Genomic DNA, 25819 nt, shown 5'->3' with positions numbered 1-25819 from the left:
GTCAGCGGCTTTTCCTGGGATCACAAGTGTCCACACTCAGTGTAATTATGTAAAAACACCCTGAAATACATAAATGAATTACATATTTCAGGGTGTCCTGTCATCAGCTGCATAACCACTGTGTTCATAATTTTCTCTATGCTATTCCGGTTTTGCAGTCTGATAAAACTTTTTGTAACGATTCTGTATCTTCACAGTTACAACTTTTTCTTATTTTTCATCCAGCGGCCTATTCAATTCATCCAGCCCCGCCAGAACAAACCTTCCGTCCAGAATGATATCTGTCTTCGTTCCGTCTGTATGGACTGCGGAAATTCTCTCCAGCTCCTTATATGGGATCGTGATATCCGTGTGGACGCCGAAGTACGCCTTCGAGACATCTTCCTTCCTTAATATAGAAACTTCGTTGTCTCTCGCGATCATCTCCTTGCCGTCCGGATTGTACATCGGGCTGTCCTCAGACCAGCTGTAGCAGGTGTCGCCAACTGCAAAGTGCGGTCCCATCTTCTCGACGATAAGGATCGGCAGACGGTCCAGAATTCCAAACTTCTCCGCCATGGCGTAGGCCGTCGTGTTCGTTCCGATGGCAAACTCGCCGAGGGGCAGCATCTCATGACCGTTCATGATTCCCTGCACGATGAGACGGTGTCCGGCTTCCTGATCGATCACTCCATTTTCCACGAAGTTATCGCATACCGCTGAAACCACACGGCCGTCCTTGAATTCCATGCGGAGATTCCGGTACTGGATATCTCCGATATAAACCGTTCCCACATTTAAGATTCCGTTCGTTCCCGCAAGCTTCGGGGAAGTGAACACCTCGCCAAGCGGAATATTTACGTCCGCCACACAGTTCTCAAACTTCGTCTGCTTTTCCGGGTTGGAAATCGCAGCCAGCTGGACCTGCATGTTCGTCTGGTTCTCCCCTTTTCCGGTGATCTCCACATACTCCGCCGTATCGAGAACATCGATAATCTTCTGCTGCATGTCACGGTAAAGTTCGTAATCCAGGGTGTTGATCCGGATCGTCTCCTTAAAGATCTCCGGGAACAGTTCCCCGATTGCCGGAACCGGGAACGCGATGATCGTAAAGCTCGTCTCATCCCCCGGAATATATTCGTTCACCACCGGCATAGAGAGATTCCTGTACTCCAGATAAAGGTTCTGCTGTTTCTCCGTAAACGCCCATGCCTCCGGCTTATTCACTGGCTCAAAGCCCGGCTCGCCGAAGGTCTCGATGACCGCCGGTCCCGCGTAAGCGGCTGCGTCCTCTTTATACTGCTCGTAGGCCGTCTTTAAGACACCAATCTTCCGGTCACGGAACGCCTTATCCATATAGACTGCGCTGTCATAACGATGGTCATAATCATACTGTCTGTTCGGGGAAGAGGATGCGTATCCGCCGTGTCCTGCCGGATTCCGGTTGATGCTGCCCACAGCACTTCTGCAAAAGATCACCGAAAGCCCCGCTGCCTCGAAATTTTTTACTGCCTGACGTACCATGCGTTCAAAACCGATCGGATAACGCACTGACACCGTCTTCTTCTTCGAAAGATCCCGGCCCATGACCTCAAATCCACGGATATATCCGTCAGTATAGGTATCTGCCATCTTCCTGATCTCTTCCTCCGGCAGGCTGTTTAAGAACGCCGCTGTCTTCTCCTCTTCCGGGGAAATATACGCACCGAACCGGTAGAGATACGAGAGATCGGAAAGGTCACTCTCCATGATGATCTTTTTCGCGAAGTCAAGCTTTGGATCCACGCCTTCCTGTACACGGTAAGTCAGAGTCACATCACAGTAGTCGCTGGCGCTCCAGTAGAGCACGTCCTTGATCTCCTTCGCTGCCGGAAGTGTCTCGCCCTCAAAGAGATTGTAGATCTCGATCAGTGCCTCGTTTCCGATCACGAGATCCAGAACACGTCCCTCAAACGCGTAAATGATATCCCCGCGGATCTCCGCATAGAGATAGGAAAGAAGCTTTCCGTACTCCTCCCCCAGTGTCTTCACCGCGTAAGCCGGATTCGTATAGCTTGTCTCATAGTTTTCAGGAAGAACATCCGCATAAAGCTTATGGTTTAACGTTCTTCCCTCTTCCAGTGTCATCTGATCCAGGCTTCCGTCCTCTTTCGCCTTTAAGACCTCGCCGCACTGGATAATGAACTCTGTCACTTTTCTAAAATAATCCCGGTAGTTTTCTGGTACCGTCTCTTCCGTCAGAATTTCCTGGATCCGCGCCATGGAAAGGTCATAGCGCTCTCTGATCAGATCTTGTTCCATGTGTCATGCCTCCATTTCACGTTCATTTTCCGCACCTGAAAAAGATGCGCTCCGGACCGCTGTTCCCGGTTCCGCCCTGTCATCTTTACAGCGCAAACACGATCATCAGTACCCACACCAGCAGCAGGATCCCCGCCGCCGCAAGGCTGATCTTCGCCAGAAGATAATTCTTCTCTTTCTCCATCATGGCAAATACACCATAGACCACCGATGACACCGCAATGATAATACTGCAAAAACCCAGAGCCGCAGCCGCAAGCGGTGCATTCCCCTGGGTATAGTACGAAAAGCTGATGGCGGCGGCATAAAAGACAAGTGCCGCCGCTGCGAGCCCTGCCGCCACAAAACTATTCTTTGCAAACGGCTTTTTTATATACGATACTTTATTTCCGATTCGTTCCACTGTATCTCTCCCAAACGCCTCTCGCAAGGACAAAAATAATATACCCGGCAAAACCACCGATGGTATTTAAGAGCAGGTCATCCACATCAAAGCTTCCGACTTTGCCGACAAGCTGCATCGTCTCCACAAGAAGACTCATGGCAAAGCTTAAGAGTACTGTGATATACCAGTGTCTCGTCCGCACCCAGATGACCGGCAGAAAAAAGCCAAAGGGCATAAATGCCAGCACGTTGCCGAAAATATTCAAGAACACCGCGCGCCAGCCAAGAATGTTCCTGTATAAAAGAAAGCGCCGAATCTCTTTAAAAAGGGTCAGGTTGTAGGAATATTCGGCCCTCGCGTCGGGGCTGCGCCCCATTTCTTCGGCGAAAAACAGGAAATATGTCAGCAGAACCAGATACAGGACGAAAAGAACCGCCCCGAGAATCCGATGTCTGTGTTTTTTCATTTTCAAAATTCTCCATTCCCACCAAAACAGGGGGGCCTGTTTCGTGGTCCTTCTCTCCGGATACTCTCCGAATTTTTAAGCAGGAAAGGAGATGCCGCCATAAAGGCCACATCTCCCACTCCGTTCATTTCACTTTTCAGGCATGCTTCACCGCTCTTTTTGTTTTCACAGCCGCGTTAAAACCGCCCTGATCCGATTAAAACGTAATCTCAGATTTTCTCTTAAGAAGCAGTGCCCCGTTCACGATCGCGATGATTCCGGCAGCAAGTCCAACAGAGGCAACGATAACTCCAACCGCGATGCTCGCTGCCCCTGTGTTTCTCATGGTCTTATAAATTTTTTCCATAAAACCGCTCCTTCTTATTTTACGCCATACTGCTCATAGTATGCGTCGATCGCTGCTTTTAATGTGTCGTCGATGATAACTTTTCCCTTGTACTCTTTGTTGTAAAGGTGTTCAACTACTTCCTTCATGGTTACGATCGCTGTTGTGCGGAAACCGTATTTCTCCTGGATCTCGGTAAGAGCGGACTTCTCGCCTTTACCTCTCTCGCAGCGGTCTACGGATACAACAAGGCCGAGAACATCGACATCGCCCTGCGCCTTGATGATCGGAAGTGTCTCCTCGATGGATGTACCCGCTGTTGTCACGTCCTCGATGATAACGACCTTGTCACCGTCAGCGATCGGGCTGCCGAGAAGGATTCCCTTGTCACCGTGGTCTTTTACTTCTTTTCTGTTGGAGCAGTACTTGATGTCCGCGCCGAAGTGCTCGCTGATCGCCATGCTTGTTGCAACGGTCAGCGGGATTCCCTTGTAAGCCGGTCCAAAGAGAACATCGAAGTCTGTTCCGAATGTATCATTGATTGCCTTCGCGTAGTACTCGCCGAGCTTTCTGAGCTGGGCGCCTGTGCGGTAGAAGCCTGTGTTTACGAAAAACGGTGTCTTTCTTCCGCTCTTTGTTACGAAATCTCCAAATTTTAATACGCCGCAATCAACCATGAATTCAATAAATTCCTGCTTGTACTTTTCCATGACCTAAAAACTTCCTTTCAAAATAATATTCTTAGTGCACAGCACCAATTAACTCGTGGATATCTTCCACACCGTACTTCTTCATGTACGCCTCGATGCCCTCGATCACCTGGATCGTCGTATCCGGGTTGATGAAATTCGCGGTTCCGATGGACACTGCTGTCGCACCTGCGAGGATGAACTCCAGCGCGTCCTCAGCCGTCATAATGCCGCCCATTCCGATCACCGGGATCTTCACAGCGTTTGCGACCTGATATACCATGCGGACAGCCACCGGTTTGATCGCCGGGCCGGACATACCGCCGGTCTTGTTTGCCAGGGCGAATGTACGCTTGTTGATATCGATCTTCATTCCCGTGATGGTGTTGATCAGAGATACCACATCCGCACCGCCTGCCTCAACGGCTCTCGCCATCTCAGCGATATCCGTAACATTCGGGGAGAGCTTCATGATCACCGGCTGCTTTGCGACCTTCTTTACCGCCTTTGTGATCTGTTCCGCGCATTTCGGATCCTGGCCGAATGCGATTCCGCCCTCTTTTACGTTCGGGCAGGAGATATTGATCTCGAGCATATCCACGTCAGCGTCAGCGAGACGCTCCACAACATCCACATAGTCGCTCTCGGACTTTCCGCAGACATTAACGATGATCTTTGTGTCATGCTGTCTTAAGAACGGAACGTCGCGCTTCATGAACACGTCGACGCCCGGTCCCTGAAGACCGATAGCATTTAACATTCCGCCGTAAACTTCCGTCACTCGCGGGGTCGGATTTCCCGGCCACGGCACGTTTGCAATTCCTTTTGTTACAACAGCGCCGAGACGGTCAAGATCGATCATCTCGCCGTATTCCATACCGGAACCAAAGGTACCGGAACAGGTCATCACCGGGTTCTTTAACTCTACACCGGCAAGTGTTACTTTTGTATTCATGCCTGCCCCTCCTTCTTGATCATGATGCCGGAGGCGATGCGCTCGCGCTGCTCATCCGGAGTCAGAAGTTCTACCTCTTCAGCGCGGAATACCGGACCATCCTTGCAGATTCTCTTGTTTCTCACGTTACTGTGCTCATCAATGTCCTTGCTGTGGCATACACAGCCAAGACAGGCACCGATTCCGCATGCCATCTTTTCTTCCAGAGAGATATAACACTCGATCCCGTTCTCCATTGCGTAGGTCTTTAATGCCTTCAACATCGGAGTTGGTCCGCATGCGTAGATAATATCCGCGGTAAGCTTCTCCGCGCGGATCGCGTCGATGACATTTCCCTTTGTTCCGACACTTCCATCCTCTGTCGCGATCACGACATCGGCGTATTTGCGAAGCTCGTCCGCGAGGAAAGTCTCTTTATCTCTGTAACCGATGACTGCTGTCTTCTCGCAGTCAAGGTTCTTAGCAAGCTCTAACATCGGCGGGATTCCGATTCCGCCGCCGATCAGGAATGCTTTTTTCTTCTTTAAGGGGAATCCATTTCCCAACGGTCCCATAATATCGAGGGTATCGCCTTCCTTATACGCGGAAAATTCCTTTGTTCCGGCTCCCGCGATACGGTAAACGATCCGAAGTCTTCCATTCTCCTTGTCCGCCTCACAGATACTGATCGGACGCGGCAGAAGCTTTGACTGGTCATTGGTGTAAACAGCGATAAACTGTCCCGGAACGGCTGCCGCTGCCATCTCCGGCGCGTCAAGCCACATGCTGTAGATTCCCTCCGCCAGTTTTTCCTGGCTGTGGATCACAGCGTTTACTTTTTTCTGTGCCATGGTTTCCTCCTGGTGGTTTACTATCAGTATTCCGGTGCTTTTCCAGCTTTCCGGAACACTGTTTTTATATGGTTACAACACATCAGCCACGGACATACGCCATGGCTGATAAATTTTCAATGTACTATTATAATACGGAGTTGATATCCGCGATCATATCCACAACGGCCTGTCTGGATGCCTCTGCGAAATGTTCCGGACCGAACTTTGCGTATTTCTCCTGCTTATACGCAGCGATGATTCCTCTGGAGGAGTTTACGACAGCCCCGAGACCATCCTCGTTGAAACAGTGCATTAAGTCTTTCGCGGTACCGCCCTGTGCGCCGTAGCCCGGTACAAGGAAGTATGTCTTCGGCATGAGCTTTCTTAAGATCTTGCTCATCTCCGGATATGTAGCGCCCACAACAGCGCCTACGTTGCTGTAATCGCCGTCCATGCTTGCTTCGCCCCACTCAACGACCTTCTCTGCGACTAACTCGTAGAGCGGTCTTCCGTCTACAAGGCGGTCCTGGAACTCACCGCTGGACGGGTTGGATGTCTTAACGAGAACGAAAAGGCCTCTGTCCTCATCGTTGCAGACATTGACGAACGGTTTGATTCCGTCTGTTCCGAGGTACGGGTTTACGGTGATAAAATCTGTATTGAAGCCGCGGCATACATTGCTTCCGACTTTTACACTTCCGATATGTCCAACTGCATATGCGGAGGAAGTGGATCCGATATCGCCTCTCTTTACATCTCCGATCACAAGGAGTCCCTTGTTCTGGCAGTACTCGATGGTGCGGGCATATATTTTAAGACCCTCAATGCCAAACTGCTCATACATTGCAATCTGCGGTTTCACTGAGGGAATCAAATCATAAGTGTTATCAATAATTTCTTTGTTAAACTGCCATACAGCCTCGGCAGCTCCTTCCATGGTCTCGCCGAAGTCCTTAAATGCTCTCTGGACAATATGGTTCGGAATATAACCTAACATAGGGTCAAGACCGACGCAGATCGGTGCCTTTGTCTTCTGAATCTTCTGTATGAGCTGACTGATCATAGTTTCCTCCTCCGATGTAGTTGTGTTTCTACAACACCTTATTCTTTCCAATTTTAGCATATGGTGTTTCCGGTTTCAAGTAGAAATATAGAGGTTGGGAAAATTTCTGCAATTTGAGGAGAATCGGGGAATATTGTGACAGATGGGGAGCTGGCCTCCCCTCTTATACTACTTCCCAATGTCCTTTATGGCTGGTACCGACACGTTTGATAATGTTCTGTTGCCTCATCCTATTTACATGATATTTTACCCTGTTGATTTTCCAACCTAATTTTTCTGCAATCTCTTTCTGAGTCATGTCTGGATTCTGGCTTATTATCTGCAAAATAGTTTTGGCCTCTTGGCTTAGTTTCGTTTGGGTGGTAGTTTGGGTGGTATCTTTGGTGGTTTGGGTGGTATCCCGCGCAGTTTGGGTGGTGTCATGCACAGTTTGGGTGGTGTCCTGCACAGTTTGGGTGGTACTTTGGGTGGCTTGGGTATTACCTTGGGTAGCTTGGGTGCCACTTTGGATATTTTCTTCCGCACATCTTATCACTGTATCTTCCGTATTCCGATAAAGATTAATACGGAACCCGATCTCTAAATCCTGAAACTCTGGCTCCCGCAGTCCATACTCTTTCATCGCCTCCAACAATTTCGGAATCCCACTGCCCCATGCTTCAATCAGATTCATGTATGAAAAAGCATGTGCCAATGCACGATTTCGAATTTTAGAGTATCCCTCTCTCATTTTATCCAATGTCACACCTGGCATCAAACCGCCCGGAGAGGTGATCTCCAACCGATCATCATAAATCGCCACCTGGATATGTGAACTTTGTAAATAGCTACAGTTCATCACAGCATTAATAATCAACTCACGAATACTGTCCGGCGGTAATTCATAAATATCTTTCCGATAAATTCCCTCAAGTTTTGCGCCTAAATGAATATTTCTCAATACAAACTGGAACGAATCATCGATCTGCTGCCATAATGGACCGCTATACTCACGCTTGTCCACAAATACAGCACGCGTTTTTCCTTTGAACATTCCACATTGGATATGTGACAAGAATTCATCCTTTCCCAACAGGAAAACATATCCATTTGTAGGATGTATACTTCCATCTTCTGCTTCTGCCAGTAGTCCCCAACTGAGCAGTACATTCTTTGTTATATCCTTAACCGCTTCTTTCTGCGTCTTTGACTTTCCATTCGCAATAGCTACTTCTTTCATCTGCCTGCATAGTTCTGCAATCTCTTCATCTGTAACTGTCAAATCTCTGCGAATAACCTTGTCATAGGATCGTCCCTCATCCTCATAATACATTTCAGCTGTTAGGTCACGTCCAGCAGGACGGGATGTCCCCGAAACCCGGATATAAGTGCCATCCTTAATTCCCATGGACTTGATATAATACGGTCTCTGTTTTCCCGGGCTGATCTCAGCAATAATGATCGTCTTATCCTCAATCGTCTGTAAGTAAACATCTGGAATAACGACCGGTTCACAGCTGTCCGATATTGCTGTAGTAATCGCATCAATCTCCGAAAAGACATTTTCCTTAGGAATACCGACTACCTCACGAGTATCATCATCAACGCCAAATACAATGCGTCCGCCCTCTCCATTTGAGAAGGCAATAACTGTTTTCATGTATTTTATACTATCCTTCGGTCTCTGGACTTTAAACTCTACATTTTTTGATTCACCTGCTAAGATTTCTCCAATAGTCAATAAATTCACCTCCACTCAGTTTCTACTATATTTCGCAATTATTTTCCATTTCCATATGGTGTCTTCGTTTCCGCAACCATCGATAATGTATCCCGACTATTAAAATCGTAAGTTACTATCTTTTGTTCCGCATCGGTAAATGTAGATGAACCACCGATTCCAAAATATTTTTCAAAGAATTGTTTCAGTTTGTCAATAACGCCCTGCTTCTTCTTTGCTCTTCCACCGCCGCCGAAACGAGAGATTGGCGGCATAAGCCTATCTATATCCGTTCCCGCCGTCTTGATCTCTCCATCCCGGAATGCATTCTCCATAAATTTTCTGGTATCTTCCGGTTTCAGCCGTTCTTCTGCAATAATATTATCGAGGTCATGATCTCGCTGCTCTACCACATAGCTATGCCACTCATTCATAACATCATCCACATCATTGATTCCCGCTATAAAGGTTTCAATGAGCTGTTTCTTGCTGCGCAGTTCCGGACTGGCGTCAATTGCCTTGTTGATGGTTATCAATACTTCTTTATCCTCACAATGGGTATCATGATACTTCTTCACAAGTATCAGAATATAATCAATATTGATTTCTATCTGACGAATCAGTTCAATCTCAAATACCACATCATCTGTAATATCCGTACTTTCCTGCCGCTTGTGTTTCCACTCATCGCGCAGATCCTGATAACGACCAAGATAATCCTGCAGATCACGCTCAGTAATCAATTCTTTCTCTTTAAATTCATCAAATGAAATCAAAAGATTTCTCATTCGGAGAATTGCCCCAAACAAGGCAATAAACTCTTTTTGATTTTGTTCCCCGATGATCTGGGATTCTGACAGTGGAAACTTATCATTCAGTTCTTCCACCATATCCACATATCCCGGCATCGGTTTGCCATCTACCGATTCATATCCATAATAATAATCCTTAAAGCTCTGCAGAAGAACAATGCCTCCTGCATTCTTGTCCCCAAACAGGGAAATGGCACTGTCCACCCGCTTTTGCAGATTGCGAAAACATACAATATTTCCAAAGGTTTTTATAGAATTCAAAATGCGGTTTGTGCGCGAGAATGCCTGTATTAATCCATGCATTTTCAGATTCTTATCCACCCATAAAGTATTCATGGTTGTCGCATCAAAACCAGTAAGAAACATATTTACTACAATCAGAATATCCAATTCCTTATTCTTCATACGAAGAGACACATCTTTATAGTAATTCTGGAATTTATCACTTGAAGTGTCATAATTTGTATGGAACATCTGATTATAATCTTCTATTGCCTCTTCCAAAAAATCTCTGGACGGCTGATCAAGTGCAGAAGTATCTTCGGAGTTTTCCTCATCCAGAATGCCATCCGATTCTTCCTCATTTGCGCCATAGCTGAAAATAGTCGCAACACGCAATTTCTTAGTCGGATCTGCTGACATCTGCTTTTTGAATTCCTGATAATACAGCTTTGCCATCTGCACACTTGATACAGCAAAAATAGAATTAAAGCCACTGATTCTCTGTTTCTGCTTGATTTCCTCTACCTCGTCCCTTTTAGCCGAGGCAACCTCTGCAATATTCGTAAGTGTATTGTATATGTATGTTTTATCTCCACGATATGTCTTCTGGTCAAAATGTTCCAGTATATACTGCGTCACAATATGAATTCGCTCAGGAGCCATCATAACCTTTTCCCTATTGATGTCCCAGACCATCTCATCTGTGATTTCTTCATCCGCATCCATTGTTTTAATATAATCGACACGAAACGGGAGAACATTTTTATCATTAATTGCATCCACAATTGTATAGCTGTGAAGCTGATCGCCAAAAGTCTGTCCTGTTGTAAAAAATTCTGGATTCTTCGCTCTGCCGGAATTGACCGAGAATATTGGCGTTCCTGTAAATCCAAATAAATGATATTTCTTGAAATTCTTTACAATGGCAGTATGCATGTCACCAAACTGACTGCGATGGCACTCATCAAAAATGATGACAATATGCTTCGTGTATACTTCATGCCCCGGATTTTTCTTTATGAATGTAGCTAATTTCTGGATTGTAGTAATAATAATATGGGCATCCGGATCTTCAAGCTGACGTTTTAATACAACGGTTGAAGTATTGCTGTTTGCAGCTCCTTTTTCAAAACGGTCATATTCCTTCATGGTCTGGTAATCCAGATCCTTACGATCAACCACGAACAATACTTTATCAATATACGACAATTTTGACGCCAGTCTTGCTGTCTTAAAAGAAGTGAGTGTTTTTCCTGATCCTGTGGTATGCCAGATATAACCTCCACCTTCAACACTGCCATACTTTTTATAATTATTAGCAATTTCAATGCGATTGAGAATTCTTTCTGTAGCCGTAATCTGGTATGGACGCATAACCATCAGCATATCCTCAGACGTAAAAATACAATACTTTGCGAGGATATTGAGAATCGTATGTTTCGCAAAAAATGTCTTGGTAAAATCAATGAGATCAGGGATCACTCGATTATTAGCATCGGCCCAGAAACAAGTAAATTCAAAACTGTTGCTCGTCTTTGTCTTACTGGCACCACGTTTTTCATGTTCCTTTTCTGCATTTCGTCTGGTACTATTGGAATAATACTTTGTATTTGTTCCATTTGAAATTACGAAAATCTGAATATACTCGTATAATCCACAGCCCGCCCAGAAAGAATCCCTCTGATATCGATTGATTTGGTTAAACGCCTCTCGAATGGCAACACCTCTGCGTTTCAGTTCGATATGTACGAGCGGCAGGCCATTCACCAGTACCGTAACATCATAGCGGTTGTCATGCTTTGCACCATCTTCTGTACCGATCACATATTGATTGATGACCTGCAGTCTGTTGTTATGAATATTCTTTTTATCTATGAGCGTGATGTTCTTGGAAGAACCATCATCACGAGTCAGTACCTGAACATTATCCTCCTGTATCTTTCGGGTCTTTTCCACGATATGCTCATTTGGATTAGCAACAGCATTTTTGAAAAAATCTTCCCATTCTGTGTCAGAAAATCGATAATTATTCAGTTCTTCTAACTTTTTACGGAGATTTGCAATCAAATCTTTCTCCGTGTGAATAGGCAGATATTCATAGCCCTGCTCACACAACAAACGAATAAACCCCTGTTCCAATTCCGCTTCACTCTGATAACTGTCAGAGCGCTTCTTGACTGGTTCATATTCTGTGACAACAGTATTTTCCGATGTCTCCGCTACGATATTAAAGTATGGCACATGATCGCCTCCTTATTTTTGTAATTCTTTGAAAGATAACAGCTTGTTTCTGTAATATTCATATTGCTTTTGACGTGCTTCGATTTCAGCAGGAAGACCTGCAGATAAGTCATTACATAATCTGTCGAAACGTTCAAGAATATCTGTAATCCGCTTTTGTTCACGTAAAGACGGAATCGGTAATTCAATATTATTAAGTGCCTCTCCACTTACATGAGGAACTCCTGCGCCACGTTTCATAGCATTTAGTTCTGACTCCATATTCTTTAAAACATAATATAAATACTTTGTGGTAATCAATTCACTTTTTTCTTCATAACCAAATCCATCTGTGATAAAAATTTTCTGATTCCAATAAGAGACAAATCCCGCTGATGCACCGCTTCTGGCAATTACCACAACTTCTCCATCATGATTATATTTATCAATATAATAAGCAGGTTCTTGTCCACCAAGAATTACTGGAATATCGCCACTTTTGGTGTTTTTCTTTGTAATATATTCCCCTCTGAACACGTTTGCCACCTTATTTAAAGGTAACATTATATAAGCAAACACATATTGAATGAGCTTAATTACATTCAGTTCTGTCTGTCTGTCTGTCTGTCTGTCTGTCTGTCTGTCTGTCTGTCATAATCGTGCTGCCCGTTTCAGCAAATGTCAAGAGTAATTCTCGATAATATTCATATTGTTTTTGGCGTGCTTCAATTTCGGCTGGCAGACCGATATTTAGGTCGGTACAGATGGATTCAAAATTATCAAGTAACTCTACCACCCTACTTTGTATGTCCTTAGACGGAACTGGGACTTTATATGCAAGTACCTTTTGAAAATCCAAAGAATCTACTGTTCCACCTTGCTTTTTGGTTTTTATCAAAATGTCATTTCCTTTTCCTTGTATTACATGAAATGCGTATCTGGGAAGAATGCCTTCATTAACAACAAGCATTTTTATATCTTGATTAATGGTAGTTTCAAAAGGTACATAGGCGACCGGAAAAGTGTGTTTTAATATTCCAGACCTTGTTACTATAGCAATACTATTTGCTGGATATACTGTCATAGATGCTTCCTTTACCGCTTTTTCTGTAATGTGATCTTTCGTCTCTATCAAGGTTGATGATTTCATGTCTTTTGACGAAATCCAGGGAATTGTACCTTGCTCCCAAAAACTTTTTTCTGACATAGATGGAGTTTTTCCACCAGACCACTCTCCTAGTTCAGCAAGTGACTTCACCAGATAGTTTCCATCATGAGAGAGTAATTTATCTCTATAAAATTCGTATTGTTTCTTCCGAGCTGTAAGCTCGGCTGTAAGCTCGGCTGTAAGTAACGTAAAAGAGTCCAGCACGCGGACTATTTCACGTTGTACCTCCAGAGGAGGTACCGGAATCAACATTTCTTCAAATTTTTTTCTCGAAATATATGGAATCGTTCCTGTCGATGCTTGAGATTTTAAATATTTTGTTTGTGTTTCCATATAATAAAGAAGATACTTATTAAACAGTCTTTTTCCACAAACTAAACCAATAAAAGTTTGATTTGTTATAAGCGGTTGAGTATTTATTGCATATGTTCCTAATGAAGCAGAACACGAACATATTACCGTTCCTGTCGGAAATACTTTTAGATTCATTTTTTTGATAACATCTTCACTTACTCCAAGACCAGATAATGATTTATTAAAATATTGTCCCTCTTTATCTTCAATACGGCACCATGGTATATTTCCATCAAAGGTTTTTGGTCTATCCCGCATTGGCACAATAACATCATCACATACATCTTTGATTCTTTGAAATTCCACTCCATTCGGGCAAAGTTCCTTTATCAACTCATCTAATCTACTCATTAAGTTTACTCACCGCCTTTTTCCAACATCTTTTTCACTTCCTTATCAAAATCAGAAGTTATCTTTTGCGTTTTATTAAACTCTGCATATTCAGTGGCAGCTTTTTCTTTTGCCATTCTTCCGGAAATTTTCCCCTTGTCACGCAGAATATCATATCTACGGAAAGCGAGGAATTCATTTACGCTGGCAGCAAATTCCTCCATGGTAAACGTATTTTCTCTTTCTATCAAATCTTCTATATAATCAAAATATCCTGTTACTGCCCGTTCCAGTTGCCGAATTTGTTTTTCTTCCAAATAATTTTTAGCAATCAACACATCCGATTTCAAGATACGACCTTCTGGAGCATTTTTCCAAGTGGTTAGTCCCATATGTTCCTTCAGTCTGTCTGCTTTCGTATAAACAATTTCTGCCGCCGTTTGTCCCGTAATTGCATAATGAAATTTATTCTGCACCATCGCATAAAATTCATGGGTAACCTGCGCGTCCTTGTCATAGTCGATACTGCATTCCGCAAAAATATCAGTAATCTGCTGCCAAATACGACGCTCACTCGCACGGATGGAACGAACTCTTTCCAGTAATTCACGGAAGTAATCTTTTCCAAAAACGGTTTTTCCTTGCTTTAAACGCTCATCGTCCATAGCAAAGCCCTTAATCATATATTCTTTCAGAACACTTGTTGCCCAAATCCTGAACTGGGTCGCTCTGCGAGAATTTACACGATAACCTACAGAAATAATTGCATCCAGATTATAAAAATTTTGTGTTCTTTTTACCTGACGATTTCCCTCTTGCTGAACTATTTCCATTTTGGAAACAGTTGAATCCTGCGTCAATTCTCCGTCGCCATAAATATTAGACAAGTGTTTGGATATAGCCGGAACATCCACATCAAAGAGTTTTGCCATTGATTTTTGTGTCAGCCAAATTGTTTCATCATGGATGACAGCATTTACTGAAATATCCTCATCAACAGACTGGTACATTAAAAATTGGAATTCTCTACTCATACCCCACCTCAATATCTGCGATAATCTTGTCAATCTCGTCACGAAGCACCTGTTCACGAGCAACAATTTCTTTTATTTCCGCATTTAACTTCACAATATCAATTTTCTCTCTGGTATCCTCAACTTCAACATATGTAGATACAGACAGATTATAATCATTGCTGGATACTTCCTCATAACTTGCCAGATGTGCAAAATGTTTTACTTCTTCCCTCTTTGTAAACGCATCCACAATATGCTCAATATGCTCTGGTGTCAGTTTATTATTGTTGGTAACCTTCACACACTCATTTGTGGCATCAATAAATAATGTCTTATTATCTGCCTTATTCTTCTTCATGACCATGATACAGGTTGCAATTGAAGTACCAAAAAACAGATTACTCGGCAGCTGAATGATACAATCCACATAGTTGTTATCAACTAAGTACTTACGGATTTTCTGCTCTGCACCTCCACGGTACATAATTCCCGGGAAACATACAATAGCGGCTGTTCCGTTGGATGCAAGCCATGACAGACTATGCATAATAAACGCCATATCTGCTTTACTTTTCGGTGCTAAAACTCCTGCCGGAGCAAAACGTGGGTCGTTGATCAGCAGTGGATTTTCATCCCCCGCCCATTTGATCGAATATGGCGGATTGGACACGATCAGCTCAAATGGCTCATCATCCCAGTGTTGCGGACTAATCAAAGTGTCTTCACATGCAATGTTGAATTTATCGAATCCTACATCATGCAGGAACATATTAATGCGGCACAGGTTATAGGTTGTAATATTGATCTCCTGACCGTAAAATCCGTTGCGGATCGCATCTTTGCCAAGAACTTTCTCTGCTTTCAGAAGCAGCGAACCCGAGCCACATGCCGGATCATATACTTTATTAATTTCTGTTTTTCCTACCGTTCCAAGCCGTGTAAGCAATTCTGACACATCCGCTGGAGTGAAGAACTCTCCGCCAGATTTTCCGGCATTTGACGCATACATCATCATCAAATACTCATATGCATCACCAAACGCATCGATGGAGTGGTCTTTCACATCTCCCAGCTTCATTTCGCCCACACCATTCAGTAATTTCACAAGCTTTTCATTACGTTTTGCAACCGTAGAACCCAATTTATTGCTGTTCACATCATAGTCATCAAACAGTCCGGCAAAATCACTCTCCGCCTCACTGCCTTTCGCAGATTCCTCGATATGACGGAATACCCGTTCCAATGTTTCATTTAAATTCTCGTCATCTGCGGCATTGGACCGAACATTGCAGAACAGTTCACTCGGCAGAATGAAAAATCCTTTTTCTTCTACAAGTCCCTCTCTTGCTTCCTCCGCATTTTCATCTGCCATTTTTGCAAAGTCAAAATCGGTATTGCCTGCATCGATCTCACCGCTATTTACATAATTACACAGATTCTCTGAAATATAACGATAAAACATCGTACCCAGAACATAATTTTTGAAGTCCCATCCATCAACTGCTCCGCGCAGTTCATCCGCGATTGCCCATATTGCACGATGCAGTTCATCACGTTCCTGTTCTTTTTTTGTATCAATCATTCCCTCTTCCTCCATTATCCTCTGGTACAAATTCCAAAATATCATCCACTCCACAATTTAAAACACGGCACATGCTTTCCACGCTTTCCAAAGAAATATATCCGTTTCGTTTCAAACGTGTGATAATATTAGCCGAAAAGCCAGCCTCCTGTTGAAGCTGCGCATTCGTCATATCTTTTTCTATTAACAAATGGAATAATTTTTTATAACTGACTGCCATACCACATCCTCCATTATTTTGTTAGCAGGTATATGTAAATATTATCACGACATCGTGAGTTTTTCAACGACCACGAGTTAAAAATAGCCACTTGAATTTTCATATTCAACCAAACTGGTTGTTGATCTATTATCTCGAAAATGATTTACTTTTACCAACACTTGCATGTATGGAAACTTGTAGTGATTTATTTCAGAAATAAAGAAAAATAAAGCAGCGTTTACATCCGTACAAATCGTCCTCAAGTTGAGGACGATTTGCCGTATATGACTTTCCGAAATAAGTATACATAAAAGCGGCACCCAGTATTTACACCAGATGCCGCATCCTGTTATTTTCTATTTTCTTCCCTCAACTATGAAACACGATCGTACAGACATACTCCCCATTCTTATAATCCTTCTTAGCAAACTGCTCCTCCACCAGCGTCTCCATGTTCATCCAGTATTCCTCTGCTGCCAGCATGATATGTGACAGCATGATTCCCATGTTGAACTCCTTGAAGGCCTTCGCTCCTTTTCCGGAGAATGGGGCGGCTTTTTTCATGAAGATGTAGAGGCGGTCGGAGTAAACGACGAAGCGCCAGGGCTGGGAGTTGAAGGAGGACGGGGCGAGGCGGGCGGCGCGGAGGATCGACTTTACCTGTTCTCCCGGTTCATCCTTGAAGGCACAGAGAGCTGCCAGGGAGTTTCTGTGTGCCATGGACGAATCGCGGAACGGCTTTGCGGATGCCTTGCCGAAGGCGATGACGAGAAAGCGCTTCAGTCCGTCTTTTTTGTCCTCCCCTGCTTTTGTCGCTCCGAGATAGCAGGTTCCGAGTTCCTTCGATGTAAGGTAGAGGACTGCCTGCTCTGCTGTGTACCCGGCATTTCGCATGGAAAGGCGGTCGTCACCGCAATATACCGCAAGGTAGTACGGCGCTTCCGTCTTCCAGAGTCCGTGGACCTTCAGCTTTTTGTCGGTGTTGTCCACGATCTCAAATTCTACCGGCTTTTCCTCATCTAAAAGCGCTACGGTTTTCAAATACCGTTTCAACGCTTCCAATCTCTCCGGCTCAATCTTTTCCATCCGGTATTCTCTGACGGAGTATCGGTTAAAAATCGCCTCATAAATACTCATAACTGCTCGCCTCTTCCCCTCATGCCGGATATTATCACTTTTCCCGGCAAACACTGCATCCTGATTTCATAATTGATAAACTGCAACTGCTCAGCAAGCCTGCATACTTGCTGCAATGATTTACATTTTGATACCTTTCAGTCCATACTGCGTCGGTACGAACCAGAAATCCCTGACAAAAAATTTCTTTTTACGCCAGCTCTTCCATCTCATCCAGCAGATCTTTAAACACCTTCACAGCCTCATTCACAACCTCCGGCTCTTCCATGTCAAGACCTACAAGCTTCAGTAATTCCACCGGTGTCCTGGAACAACCGCCTTTTAAGAAGCGGAAATAGCCTTCCTTCGTCTCCGGGTCGCCTGCCAGGATCCGTCTCGCGATGGCCATCGCCGCCGAAAATCCGGTGGCGTACTGGTACACATAAAACTGCATGTAAAAGTGCGGGATCCGCTCCCACTCGTGGTCGATGTCGGAGTCGATCACGGTCTCTTTCCCATAATACTCCGAATTCAGCTCATGGTAAAGACCACAGAGCAAATCTTTTGTGAGCGGGGTTCCATTCCAGGAAAGCTTATAAGTCTCCCACTCGAACTCCGCGAACAGGGCCTGACGGAAAAGTGTCGTGCGGAACCGTTCCGCAAGCTGGTTCACCAGATAAAACTTCTCTTTTCTGTCCTTTGCCTCGTTGATCATGTAGTTTAAGAGCAGGATCTCATTGCAGGTGGAGGCCACCTCAGCCACAAAGATCCTGTATCCTGCGTAGGTGTAGCTCTGGTTCGCGTTGGAATACCAGGAGTGAATGGAATGCCCCATCTCATGGGCCAGCGTGAGGACAGAATTCAATGTCCCATCAAAGCTCATCAGCACATACGGGTGAACGCCGTAAGCGCTGTTGGAGTAGGCTCCGCTTCTTTTTCCCTCATTCTCATAGACGTCGATCCAGCGGTTCTCAAATCCTGTTCTCAAGAGATTCAGATACTCCTCTCCTAACGGCTTCAGCGCCTTTAAGATCAGCTCCTGCGCCTCCTTGTAGGTGTAGGTCTTCTCATAATCTTCCGTCAGCGGCACATAGAGATCATACATGTGGAGCTCAGAGACATTCATATAGCTCTTTCTGAATTTCATGTACCGGTGCATCAGCGGCAGAGCGTTATGGACGGACTCGATCAGGTTGTCGTAAACCTTTTCCGGGATCTCATTCCCCGCCAGGTACATGGCTCTTGCGGACGGATATTTTCTCATTCTCGCATAGAAATTTCCTTGTTTGACATTTCCCTCATAGTTTGCGGCAACGGTATTTGCGAACTGACGGTAGGAGGCGTACAGGGAATGGAACGCTGCCTCGCGGACACTCCTGTCCCTGCTCTCGATGAGCTTTCCGTATCTCGCGTGGGTCACATCCACCAGCTCCCCGTTTTCATCCTTCACCGGCTCAAATTTCAGATCCGCGTTGTTGAACAGGGCAAACACCGATGATGGAGTTCCCGAGATCTCGGAGGCGGCAGCTAAGATCGCCTCCTCCTTCTCCGATAACCTGTGAGCCTTTTTCGCCAGCAGCCGTTCCAGCTGTTTCTTATAGTGGGCAAGCTCCGGAGATGCAAGAAATTCTGCCATCTTCTCATCCGGGATACTTAAAATCTCCGGATCCGCGAAGGAAGATGCCGCCATCGCTTTCACAGCCAGGGACTGGACTCTCGACACCAGCGCCTGGTTCTCGCTGACGGAGGTATCCTGGTCCCGCCTCTGCATCGCATACGCATAAAGGAGAGAAAGTGTCTCGTCCACAGACTCATCATATGTCAGATAGTTCTTCAGGTATTCCGCGGAGTTTCCAAGTTTTTTCCGGTATGCCTCATACTCCTGGATCCGCTCCTCCACACCGTCCATGAGTTCCTCGAACTTTTCCAGTGATTCGATCATGTCCTCCAGTTTCCAGGTATCCTGTTCTTCGATCTCTGAACGTTTCTTTACACTCTCAGCCATGGCTTTCTCTCCTTCTTAAATCAGATCTTTTTCATGATCTAATTTTTGCACAATCCCGCGCAAAAATCCATCCCATTTTTAATTTTTTCTCAAATTATTGCGTGGCCCCCCACTCCGTTCATCACGAAGCAAAGGTCATGAATGTTCACCAGTGACAGAATTCAATGTTGGTATATTTCGTATGTAAAAGAATGTGCCCTGATACATTGATTTGCCCCGCACAGCCACATACAGCAGCTTACACATTTGCGCAGGTTCATGCATTCAGGACACATTTCCCCATTTATTGGTCGGACCAATACAGCTATAAAAATACGTCTAACGATCAGATCAATCCCGACATGATCGGCACGCTCACAACCGTCATAAGTCCTGCTACCGCGATAGACAGGCTGCTCATGGCACCTTCCACTTCACCAAGCTCCAGGGCCTTTGCTGTTCCAATAGCATGGGCGGATGTTCCCAGTGCCAGGCCTTTCGCGATCGGCTCCTTGATTCCGATGAGCTTGAACCAGCCGTCCGCAACGATATTTCCAAGAATTCCTGTGATGATGATGCTCACGATGGTCATGGTCACGATCCCACCTGCTTCCTCAGATACGCCCATTCCGATCGCTGTGGTGATGGACTTCGGAAGCAGGGATACATAGTGCACATGTTCCAGCTTAAAGATCATGGACATCACATAGACGCTGACAACGCTTCCGATGACACCCGCGGTGATCGCCGTCGCAACAGCCGTCAAGTTTCTCTTCAACAGTTCCAGCTGCTTGTAAAGCGGGATCGCAAGGCATACCGTCGCCGGGGTCAGAAAATAGCTGATATAGGACGCTCCCTCATTATAATCCGTGTAGGTGATCCCCGTGGCCTTTAAAAACGCGATTACGAGAATGATCGCCACAAGCAGCGGATTTAACACCGGCCAGCCGAATTTCTTCTTTAATTCCATACCGATCAGGTATGCGAAAAGACTGACAAATACTCCAAAATATAACGGCATCTCTATTTCTCCCCTTTCTTCTGTCTCTTGATGATCCACTCTGCCGTCACTCCGGTGATGGACATGACGATGAATGTGGTCACGAAGGTAATGATGAGCATCGGGATCATGACAGCCTTCAGCTCTTCGATCTTATCAATAATTCCCACAGCCGCCGGGATAAACATCACCGGCATCAGATCCAGAAGCAGGTTTCCCGTAACTTCCACGTCAGAGAGCTTAATGATTCCGCTGCACAGACCGCCAAGAAGAATGAACAGACCATATACTCCGGCAGGTACCGGAAGCGGAATGAACTTATTTAAGAGTTCTCCGACCATTGTGATCCCGAAGATGATCACAATTTCCTTCACGTACTTCATAATGTTTCCTCCTCATTTTGTTGTCTCACGCAAAGACTAGCAACCATTTTAGCACCGCTTATGCGGAACGGCAATAGAAAAAAGCACGGAATTTTTCTTGAATTGGTCGATTTTTCTGTATATACTTATGTTCATGATATTGGAGACAAAAAGCTTTTACTCTCTCCGATACAGGATCACTCCGCACTGCGTGCTCTGGCAATCCGCAAAGCATTCCACTGCCCGGAATCAGTATGGTATTCCAGTAAATGACTTTCGGAAATTTTCCGGCTTTTTCAGGAGGATTTTTTTATGAAATTACACAGGGTCCATTCCCTTGATTCTTCCCAGATCAGACAGCTCCAAACCATGGTAAATAAATGCACCGATTCTGACGGAACCAGACTTTCGTTCCCGTTTGATGAGGCTGATCTCTTTCTCTATTTTGAACACGACGGTTCCATCGTCTCCGCCATCGCTTTTATCCCTATAGAGGGCCTGCTCTATGAATGCTCTGCCTTCACGGATCCGGAGTTTCGCGGTCATGGACACTTTTCTGGGCTTCTGGATGCGGGAATCGATGAACTTCCGGAAGATTCGGAGTTGATTTTTTATGCGGATAAGAGAAATTCTGCCGCTGCTGCCGTTCTGGAGGCGATCGGAGCAGAAATGAATTCCGAAGAACATATGATGAAGCTGCTGCCAGAAAACTTTTCCATCATTGACTGCCACTCCAGCCAGACAGGATCCGATGTCAGTGCCCTTGATTTAATTGCTGATATTCACTCTGAATGTCTGAATCTTGACGGCACTCTGACTCTCCGCTTTCACTCTGACCACGCCGTTATCAACTTCTCCGTCTTCCCTTCCCACTACTACCTCTATGGCTTTGAAGTGGAAAAACCCTTCCGCGGTAAGGGATATGGGACAAAGTTTTTAAGTACAGTACTTGCACAGTTGCTGAACGGTAACGCAGCCGCCATCGAGCATTCACCACTTTCGCCGGAAACTTCGTACCATATTTCAGACGTGAGAAGCGCAGGTGCCGCTGCTGACAATACTGCCCCACGCCCGGTCCTTCTCCAGGTATCCGGCGGCAACGCCCCGGCTCTCACCCTGTACAAAAAAACAGGGTTCCGTATCACCGAAACCCTGTGCTGCTATCTCTATTAAGTTATACCTTATCGGGACTGCTGTGGACTTTACGCTTCCGCAGTCCCCGAACCGCTCCTTACATCGGATCCTTATCGAACTGGAGCAGATTTTCCTTACTCTCCCGGTCCTCGATCTTCCGGCGGAGCGACAGCATCTTTAGATCTGTCTGCGCGATCACCTCAGCGCATTCCTTCAGCTCTTCACTGATCTCACTTGCATCTTCCACATCTTTCTTATACTTCATCTGGTGGTCAAGACTAGCCCAGAAATCCATCGCGATGGTCCGGATCTGGACCTCCACGCGCATATTTTCTTTCCGGTCGGAAAAGAATACCGGAACCTCGATGATCATATGGTAACTGCGGTATCCGTTGACCTTCGGGCATCGGATATAATCCTTTACCATAAGGACATTGATATCATCCTGGCGTGCTAACATCTCAGCCACCGTATAGATATCGTCCACGAAGGAACAGATCACGCGGATCCCCGCCACATCGTAAAGGTTCTCCCGTACCGATTTTACGGAGATCGGGAAACCGCGGCGGTGAAGCTTCTCAATAATACTCTCCGGCTTCTTCACCCTGGATTTGATCATCTGGATCGGGTTTCTCTGATTCCGAATCGCCAGATCATCGTTCAATACCTCTAATTTCGTCTTCACTTCCCGGATCGCACATGTGTAACGCATATTCAATTCCCGGAACTGACGTGCCTCATTTAAAAAACTCTCCGGGATCTCGATCGTTCCCGGCGCGTTGACAGCAGACTGGTACAGTTCGCCGTTTGGGTTCATACTGATGTTCATTGGTAACTCCCTGCACTTTCCTGATTTTATTTATGCGACAGATCTTTTCCAGATATCTGCCGCCATGCCGCGAAAAGCTGCTTTGCTTCCGCCCTGCAAGATTTTCATAATTACGCGTAACCGTTCAGTACCCTCACAGTTACGCGCAAAAATCCATTCCAAATCGGCTGCGCCGATAGGATTTTTGCCTTCCAGCCTAATTTTTCTTACGGTCAGCGCAGTAAATGCGCAGACCTACTGAACAGTTACAATTATTCTATATTATACAGGAAATTCTCACATATGACAATGGGAAAATATAGGGCGTTTTATACAATACGTCCAAAAACATTGGCTGAAATTCTTCCTCTTTCCTTTACTTTCCTCCTGTTCCATGCTATGATAGCAATAGAATAATTTCAGTTATATCCGAAAAATTTTTCGTGAATTCAGGAGGAAATGTAAATGAAAACACTTGGCTACTACAACGGCAAATTCGGGCCTCTGGAAGAGATGACCGTTCCGATGAACGACCGCGCATGTTACTTCGGAGACGGAGTATACGAGGCAACGCTGGCAAGAAATGGAAAGATCTTCGCCCTGAAAGATCATCTGGACCGTTTTTTCAACAGCGCAGGTCTGATCAAGATCGATATTCCCTACACTAAAGACGAGCTGGCAGCAATTCTCTATGATATGCTGGCAAAGATGGACGATAAGGATATCTTCATCTACTGGCAGATGACCCGGGGAACCGGTATCCGTCAGCACCAGTTCCCGGAAAAAGGAACAAAGCCGAATCTCTGGATCTTCATGAAACCTGGAAAACCGGCCGACTCCGGCAAACGCTTAAAGCTCACTGATATGGAGGATACGCGTTTCCTGCACTGCAATATCAAGACTCTGAACCTTCTTGTCAACGTCATGGCTGCAGAGAAAGCGGAGTCCCTCGGATGCGGCGAATGTGTCTTCCACCGCGGCGATATCGTCACTGAGTGCGCCCACAGCAACGTCTCCATCATCAAGGACGGCGTATTTAAGACCCACCCGACAGACCACTATATTTTACCGGGAATCACAAGAATGCACATCATCCAGATCTGCAAGGATAACGGAATCATCGTCGACGAGACACCATTTACCATGGCAGAACTCATGGATGCCGACGAGATCATTGTCTCCAGCTCCACAAAATTCTGCTCCCCGGCCTGCGAGATGAATGGCACTCCGATCGGAGGAAAGGCACCGGAGTTAGTGGATCTGATCCAGAAGAAGTATACGGAAAAATTTGAAAATGAGACCATGTAAATGATCAGGGGCTGCCGCTCAGCGATATTCACATATCACTGAGACGGCAGCCCCCATTTTTATCCGTAACTGTTCAGTACCCTCACAGTTACATACAAAAATCCATTCCAGATCGGCTGCGCCGATGGGATTTTTACCTTCCAGCCCAAGTTTTCTTACGGTCAGCGCAGCAAGTGCGCAGACCTACTGAACAGTTACCCTTATCCATCTTTTCTCTGGAACACGCCTCCAATTCCAAGCTCCATCCGGTACTTGGCAACGGTTCTTCTCGATATCGGCATTCCTGCATCCTGTAAAAGACCTGCGAGCTGTTCATCGCTCCAGGGCTTTTTCTTATCCTCCGCCGCAACCAGTTCTTTCAGCTTTGTCTTTACTGTATTTCTGCTCACATCGCCGTTTCCGTCCGATGAGACGATTCCAGTCGTAAATAAGCTGCGGAACAGGACACATCCCGACGGCACTCTCAGATATTTGTCACGGATCGCTCGGCTGACCGTGGATTTGTGGATCTCCAGTACATCGCCGATATCCTCCAGTGTCATCGGTTTCAGCTGACCTTTTCCGAGGAAATAATCTTCCTGTCGTTTCAGGATTTCCCGTGTGATTCCCAAAATTGTTGTTCTGCGCTGCTTCACCGCGTTCATAATAAAGCGGGCTCTGCGCAGTTTATTCTCAAAATATGATTTTAATTCCTCATCCTGGGCGGTCTCCATCATATGAATGTAGAAATCGCTGACCTGGAGATTTCCAGTCCATTTATCATTCAGTTCGATGTTCCACTGCCCATCCTGAAACTCCAGGATCACATCCGGTAGAATATATTGGGCTTTCTCACCGCCGATCCCATTTAATGGGCGCGGATTTAAGTTCTTGATCACATGGATCAGTTTTCTCACCTCTGCTGAAGAGATTTTCAGGCCTCGCGAGATCGTGCTGATCTTTCCTTCCGCGATGTCTTGGAGATGGTTCCTTATTATGTCGGACAGGAGTTCTTCCTCGTCCATCCCACGAACCTGCATCAGAAGACATTCTTCAAGTCCTGACGCAAAGAGTCCCTGCGGCTCCAGCTCCTTCAACATAGAGAGAACTTCCTCCACCTGTTCTTCCGCAACTCCAAGATCTTTCGCAATATCTTTAGGCGGAATCATCAGATATCCACTCTGTTCCAGGGACTGGATGCAGAAGTCCACGATCTTTCGTTCCGTCTCCCCGATCTGCTCCCACTGGAGCTGCGTATTCACAAGGTCTTCCAGTGATTTCTCACTGTCCTCAATCTCATACAGCTCATTTTCCCTTCTCTCATCCCGGTCTGTACCATTGTAAAACCGTTCCGTCTCTTTATAGGTAATCGGCGCTGCTTCTTCTTTTCCCGATGTATATTCCACCAGCGGATTTTCGATCTCCTCATTCTGCAGAAAATCCTTTAACTCCGTCATGGACATTGCCAGAATATTCAGAGACTCTACCTGAAGCTGCGAAAGCTGCTGCTTTGTCTGCAATGAAATTCCTGTCTTTATCTCCATGTCT

General features: G+C 45.4%; 23 protein-coding genes. 2 read left to right on the top strand and 21 right to left on the bottom strand.

All coding sequences use genetic code 11. The features are described from left to right. Nucleotides 1-210: 210 nt before the first annotated feature. From DWY93_RS07470 to DWY93_RS07385, 19 genes are all read right to left on the bottom strand, one after another. Nucleotides 211-2280: an aminopeptidase gene (locus tag DWY93_RS07470; RefSeq protein ID WP_117472108.1), complete on the bottom strand. Its 2070-nt coding sequence runs from the start codon at nt 2278-2280 to the stop codon at nt 211-213. An 85-nt stretch (nt 2281-2365) separates the two neighbouring features. Beyond that, nucleotides 2366-2683: a DUF6142 family protein gene (locus tag DWY93_RS07465; RefSeq protein ID WP_021904813.1), complete on the bottom strand. Its 318-nt coding sequence runs from the start codon at nt 2681-2683 to the stop codon at nt 2366-2368. After that, nucleotides 2664-3131 (bottom strand): VanZ family protein, encoded by a 468-nt coding sequence (locus tag DWY93_RS07460; RefSeq protein ID WP_181968511.1) that lies wholly within the window; start codon nt 3129-3131, stop codon nt 2664-2666. Before DWY93_RS07460 ends, DWY93_RS07465 begins: the two co-directional genes overlap by 20 nt. A 196-nt stretch (nt 3132-3327) precedes the next feature. Continuing rightward, nucleotides 3328-3477: a hypothetical protein gene (locus tag DWY93_RS17145; protein WP_015553543.1), complete on the bottom strand. Its 150-nt coding sequence runs from the start codon at nt 3475-3477 to the stop codon at nt 3328-3330. 14 nt (nt 3478-3491) lie between these two features. Beyond that, entirely contained in the window at nt 3492-4166 is a 675-nt protein-coding gene (gene pyrE / locus DWY93_RS07455; RefSeq protein ID WP_015553544.1) for an orotate phosphoribosyltransferase, read from the bottom strand. Between the two features lie 31 nt (nt 4167-4197). After that, nucleotides 4198-5100 (bottom strand): dihydroorotate dehydrogenase, encoded by a 903-nt coding sequence (locus DWY93_RS07450; RefSeq protein ID WP_015553545.1) that lies wholly within the window; start codon nt 5098-5100, stop codon nt 4198-4200. Next, on the bottom strand, nt 5097-5930 hold the full coding sequence (locus DWY93_RS07445; RefSeq protein WP_117470714.1) for a dihydroorotate dehydrogenase electron transfer subunit: 834 nt from the start codon (nt 5928-5930) through the stop codon (nt 5097-5099). The genes DWY93_RS07450 and DWY93_RS07445 overlap by 4 nt, the downstream gene beginning before the upstream one ends. Nucleotides 5931-6057: 127 nt before the next feature. Next, nucleotides 6058-6975, bottom strand: coding sequence for an orotidine-5'-phosphate decarboxylase (gene pyrF / locus DWY93_RS07440; RefSeq protein ID WP_021904817.1), 918 nt, complete (start codon nt 6973-6975; stop codon nt 6058-6060). A 163-nt stretch (nt 6976-7138) separates the two neighbouring features. After that, nucleotides 7139-8695, bottom strand: a complete 1557-nt coding sequence (locus DWY93_RS07435) for an ATP-binding protein (RefSeq protein ID WP_117470715.1) — start codon at nt 8693-8695, stop codon at nt 7139-7141. A gap of 38 nt (nt 8696-8733) precedes the next feature. Beyond that, the gene (locus tag DWY93_RS07430) at nt 8734-11949 is read right to left on the bottom strand and encodes a type I restriction endonuclease subunit R (RefSeq protein ID WP_117470716.1); all 3216 of its coding nucleotides are present in this window, start codon (nt 11947-11949) and stop codon (nt 8734-8736) included. 12 nt (nt 11950-11961) lie between these two features. Beyond that, on the bottom strand, nt 11962-12492 hold the full coding sequence (locus tag DWY93_RS07425) for a restriction endonuclease subunit S (protein WP_117470717.1): 531 nt from the start codon (nt 12490-12492) through the stop codon (nt 11962-11964). Between the two features lie 28 nt (nt 12493-12520). After that, the gene (locus tag DWY93_RS07420; RefSeq protein ID WP_117472106.1) at nt 12521-13801 is read right to left on the bottom strand and encodes a restriction endonuclease subunit S; all 1281 of its coding nucleotides are present in this window, start codon (nt 13799-13801) and stop codon (nt 12521-12523) included. 5 nt (nt 13802-13806) lie between these two features. Next, a complete protein-coding gene (locus DWY93_RS07415) occupies nt 13807-14814 on the bottom strand; it encodes a virulence RhuM family protein (protein ID WP_015553548.1) in 1008 nt (335 codons plus the stop codon). Next, entirely contained in the window at nt 14807-16378 is a 1572-nt protein-coding gene (locus DWY93_RS07410; RefSeq protein ID WP_015553549.1) for a type I restriction-modification system subunit M, read from the bottom strand. Before DWY93_RS07410 ends, DWY93_RS07415 begins: the two co-directional genes overlap by 8 nt. Beyond that, complete coding sequence (locus tag DWY93_RS07405) at nt 16371-16598, bottom strand: helix-turn-helix transcriptional regulator (RefSeq protein WP_015553550.1); 228 nt, start codon at nt 16596-16598, stop codon at nt 16371-16373. The genes DWY93_RS07410 and DWY93_RS07405 overlap by 8 nt, the downstream gene beginning before the upstream one ends. A 351-nt stretch (nt 16599-16949) precedes the next feature. Further along, entirely contained in the window at nt 16950-17717 is a 768-nt protein-coding gene (locus DWY93_RS07400) for a nitroreductase family protein (protein WP_117470718.1), read from the bottom strand. 190 nt (nt 17718-17907) lie between these two features. Next, on the bottom strand, nt 17908-19701 hold the full coding sequence (gene pepF / locus DWY93_RS07395) for an oligoendopeptidase F (protein ID WP_117470719.1): 1794 nt from the start codon (nt 19699-19701) through the stop codon (nt 17908-17910). Nucleotides 19702-20026: 325 nt separating this feature from the next. Further along, nucleotides 20027-20701 carry an LrgB family protein gene (locus DWY93_RS07390; protein ID WP_015553553.1) on the bottom strand — a complete coding sequence of 225 codons (675 nt, stop codon included), beginning with the start codon at nt 20699-20701 and terminating at the stop codon, nt 20027-20029. Between the two features lie 2 nt (nt 20702-20703). Continuing rightward, nucleotides 20704-21063: a CidA/LrgA family protein gene (locus DWY93_RS07385; RefSeq protein WP_015553554.1), complete on the bottom strand. Its 360-nt coding sequence runs from the start codon at nt 21061-21063 to the stop codon at nt 20704-20706. A 291-nt stretch (nt 21064-21354) separates the two neighbouring features. On the opposite strand from DWY93_RS07385, the gene DWY93_RS17465 reads away from it, so the two are divergent. Next, entirely contained in the window at nt 21355-22215 is an 861-nt protein-coding gene (locus tag DWY93_RS17465; protein ID WP_242990557.1) for a GNAT family N-acetyltransferase, read from the top strand. Between the two features lie 58 nt (nt 22216-22273). Here the strand turns inward: DWY93_RS17465 and DWY93_RS07375 are convergent, their stop codons facing one another. Beyond that, nucleotides 22274-23005, bottom strand: a complete 732-nt coding sequence (locus DWY93_RS07375; RefSeq protein ID WP_015553556.1) for a GTP pyrophosphokinase family protein — start codon at nt 23003-23005, stop codon at nt 22274-22276. Between the two features lie 444 nt (nt 23006-23449). Between DWY93_RS07375 and DWY93_RS07370 the strand changes: the two genes are divergently transcribed. Beyond that, nucleotides 23450-24292 (top strand): D-amino acid aminotransferase, encoded by an 843-nt coding sequence (locus DWY93_RS07370; RefSeq protein WP_117470720.1) that lies wholly within the window; start codon nt 23450-23452, stop codon nt 24290-24292. Nucleotides 24293-24492: 200 nt separating this feature from the next. Here DWY93_RS07370 and rpoN read toward each other — a convergent pair whose 3' ends face one another. Further along, nucleotides 24493-25815 carry an RNA polymerase factor sigma-54 gene (gene rpoN / locus DWY93_RS07365; RefSeq protein ID WP_117470721.1) on the bottom strand — a complete coding sequence of 441 codons (1323 nt, stop codon included), beginning with the start codon at nt 25813-25815 and terminating at the stop codon, nt 24493-24495. Between the last annotated feature and the right edge of the window lie 4 nt (nt 25816-25819).

The organism is Clostridium sp. AF28-12, from assembly GCF_003435225.1.
In the GTDB taxonomy this organism is placed as follows: Bacteria; Bacillota; Clostridia; order Lachnospirales; family Lachnospiraceae; genus Pilosibacter; species Pilosibacter fragilis.
The sequence above is the reverse complement of the archived record's forward strand: the minus strand, read 5'-3'. Positions and strand labels throughout refer to the sequence as shown.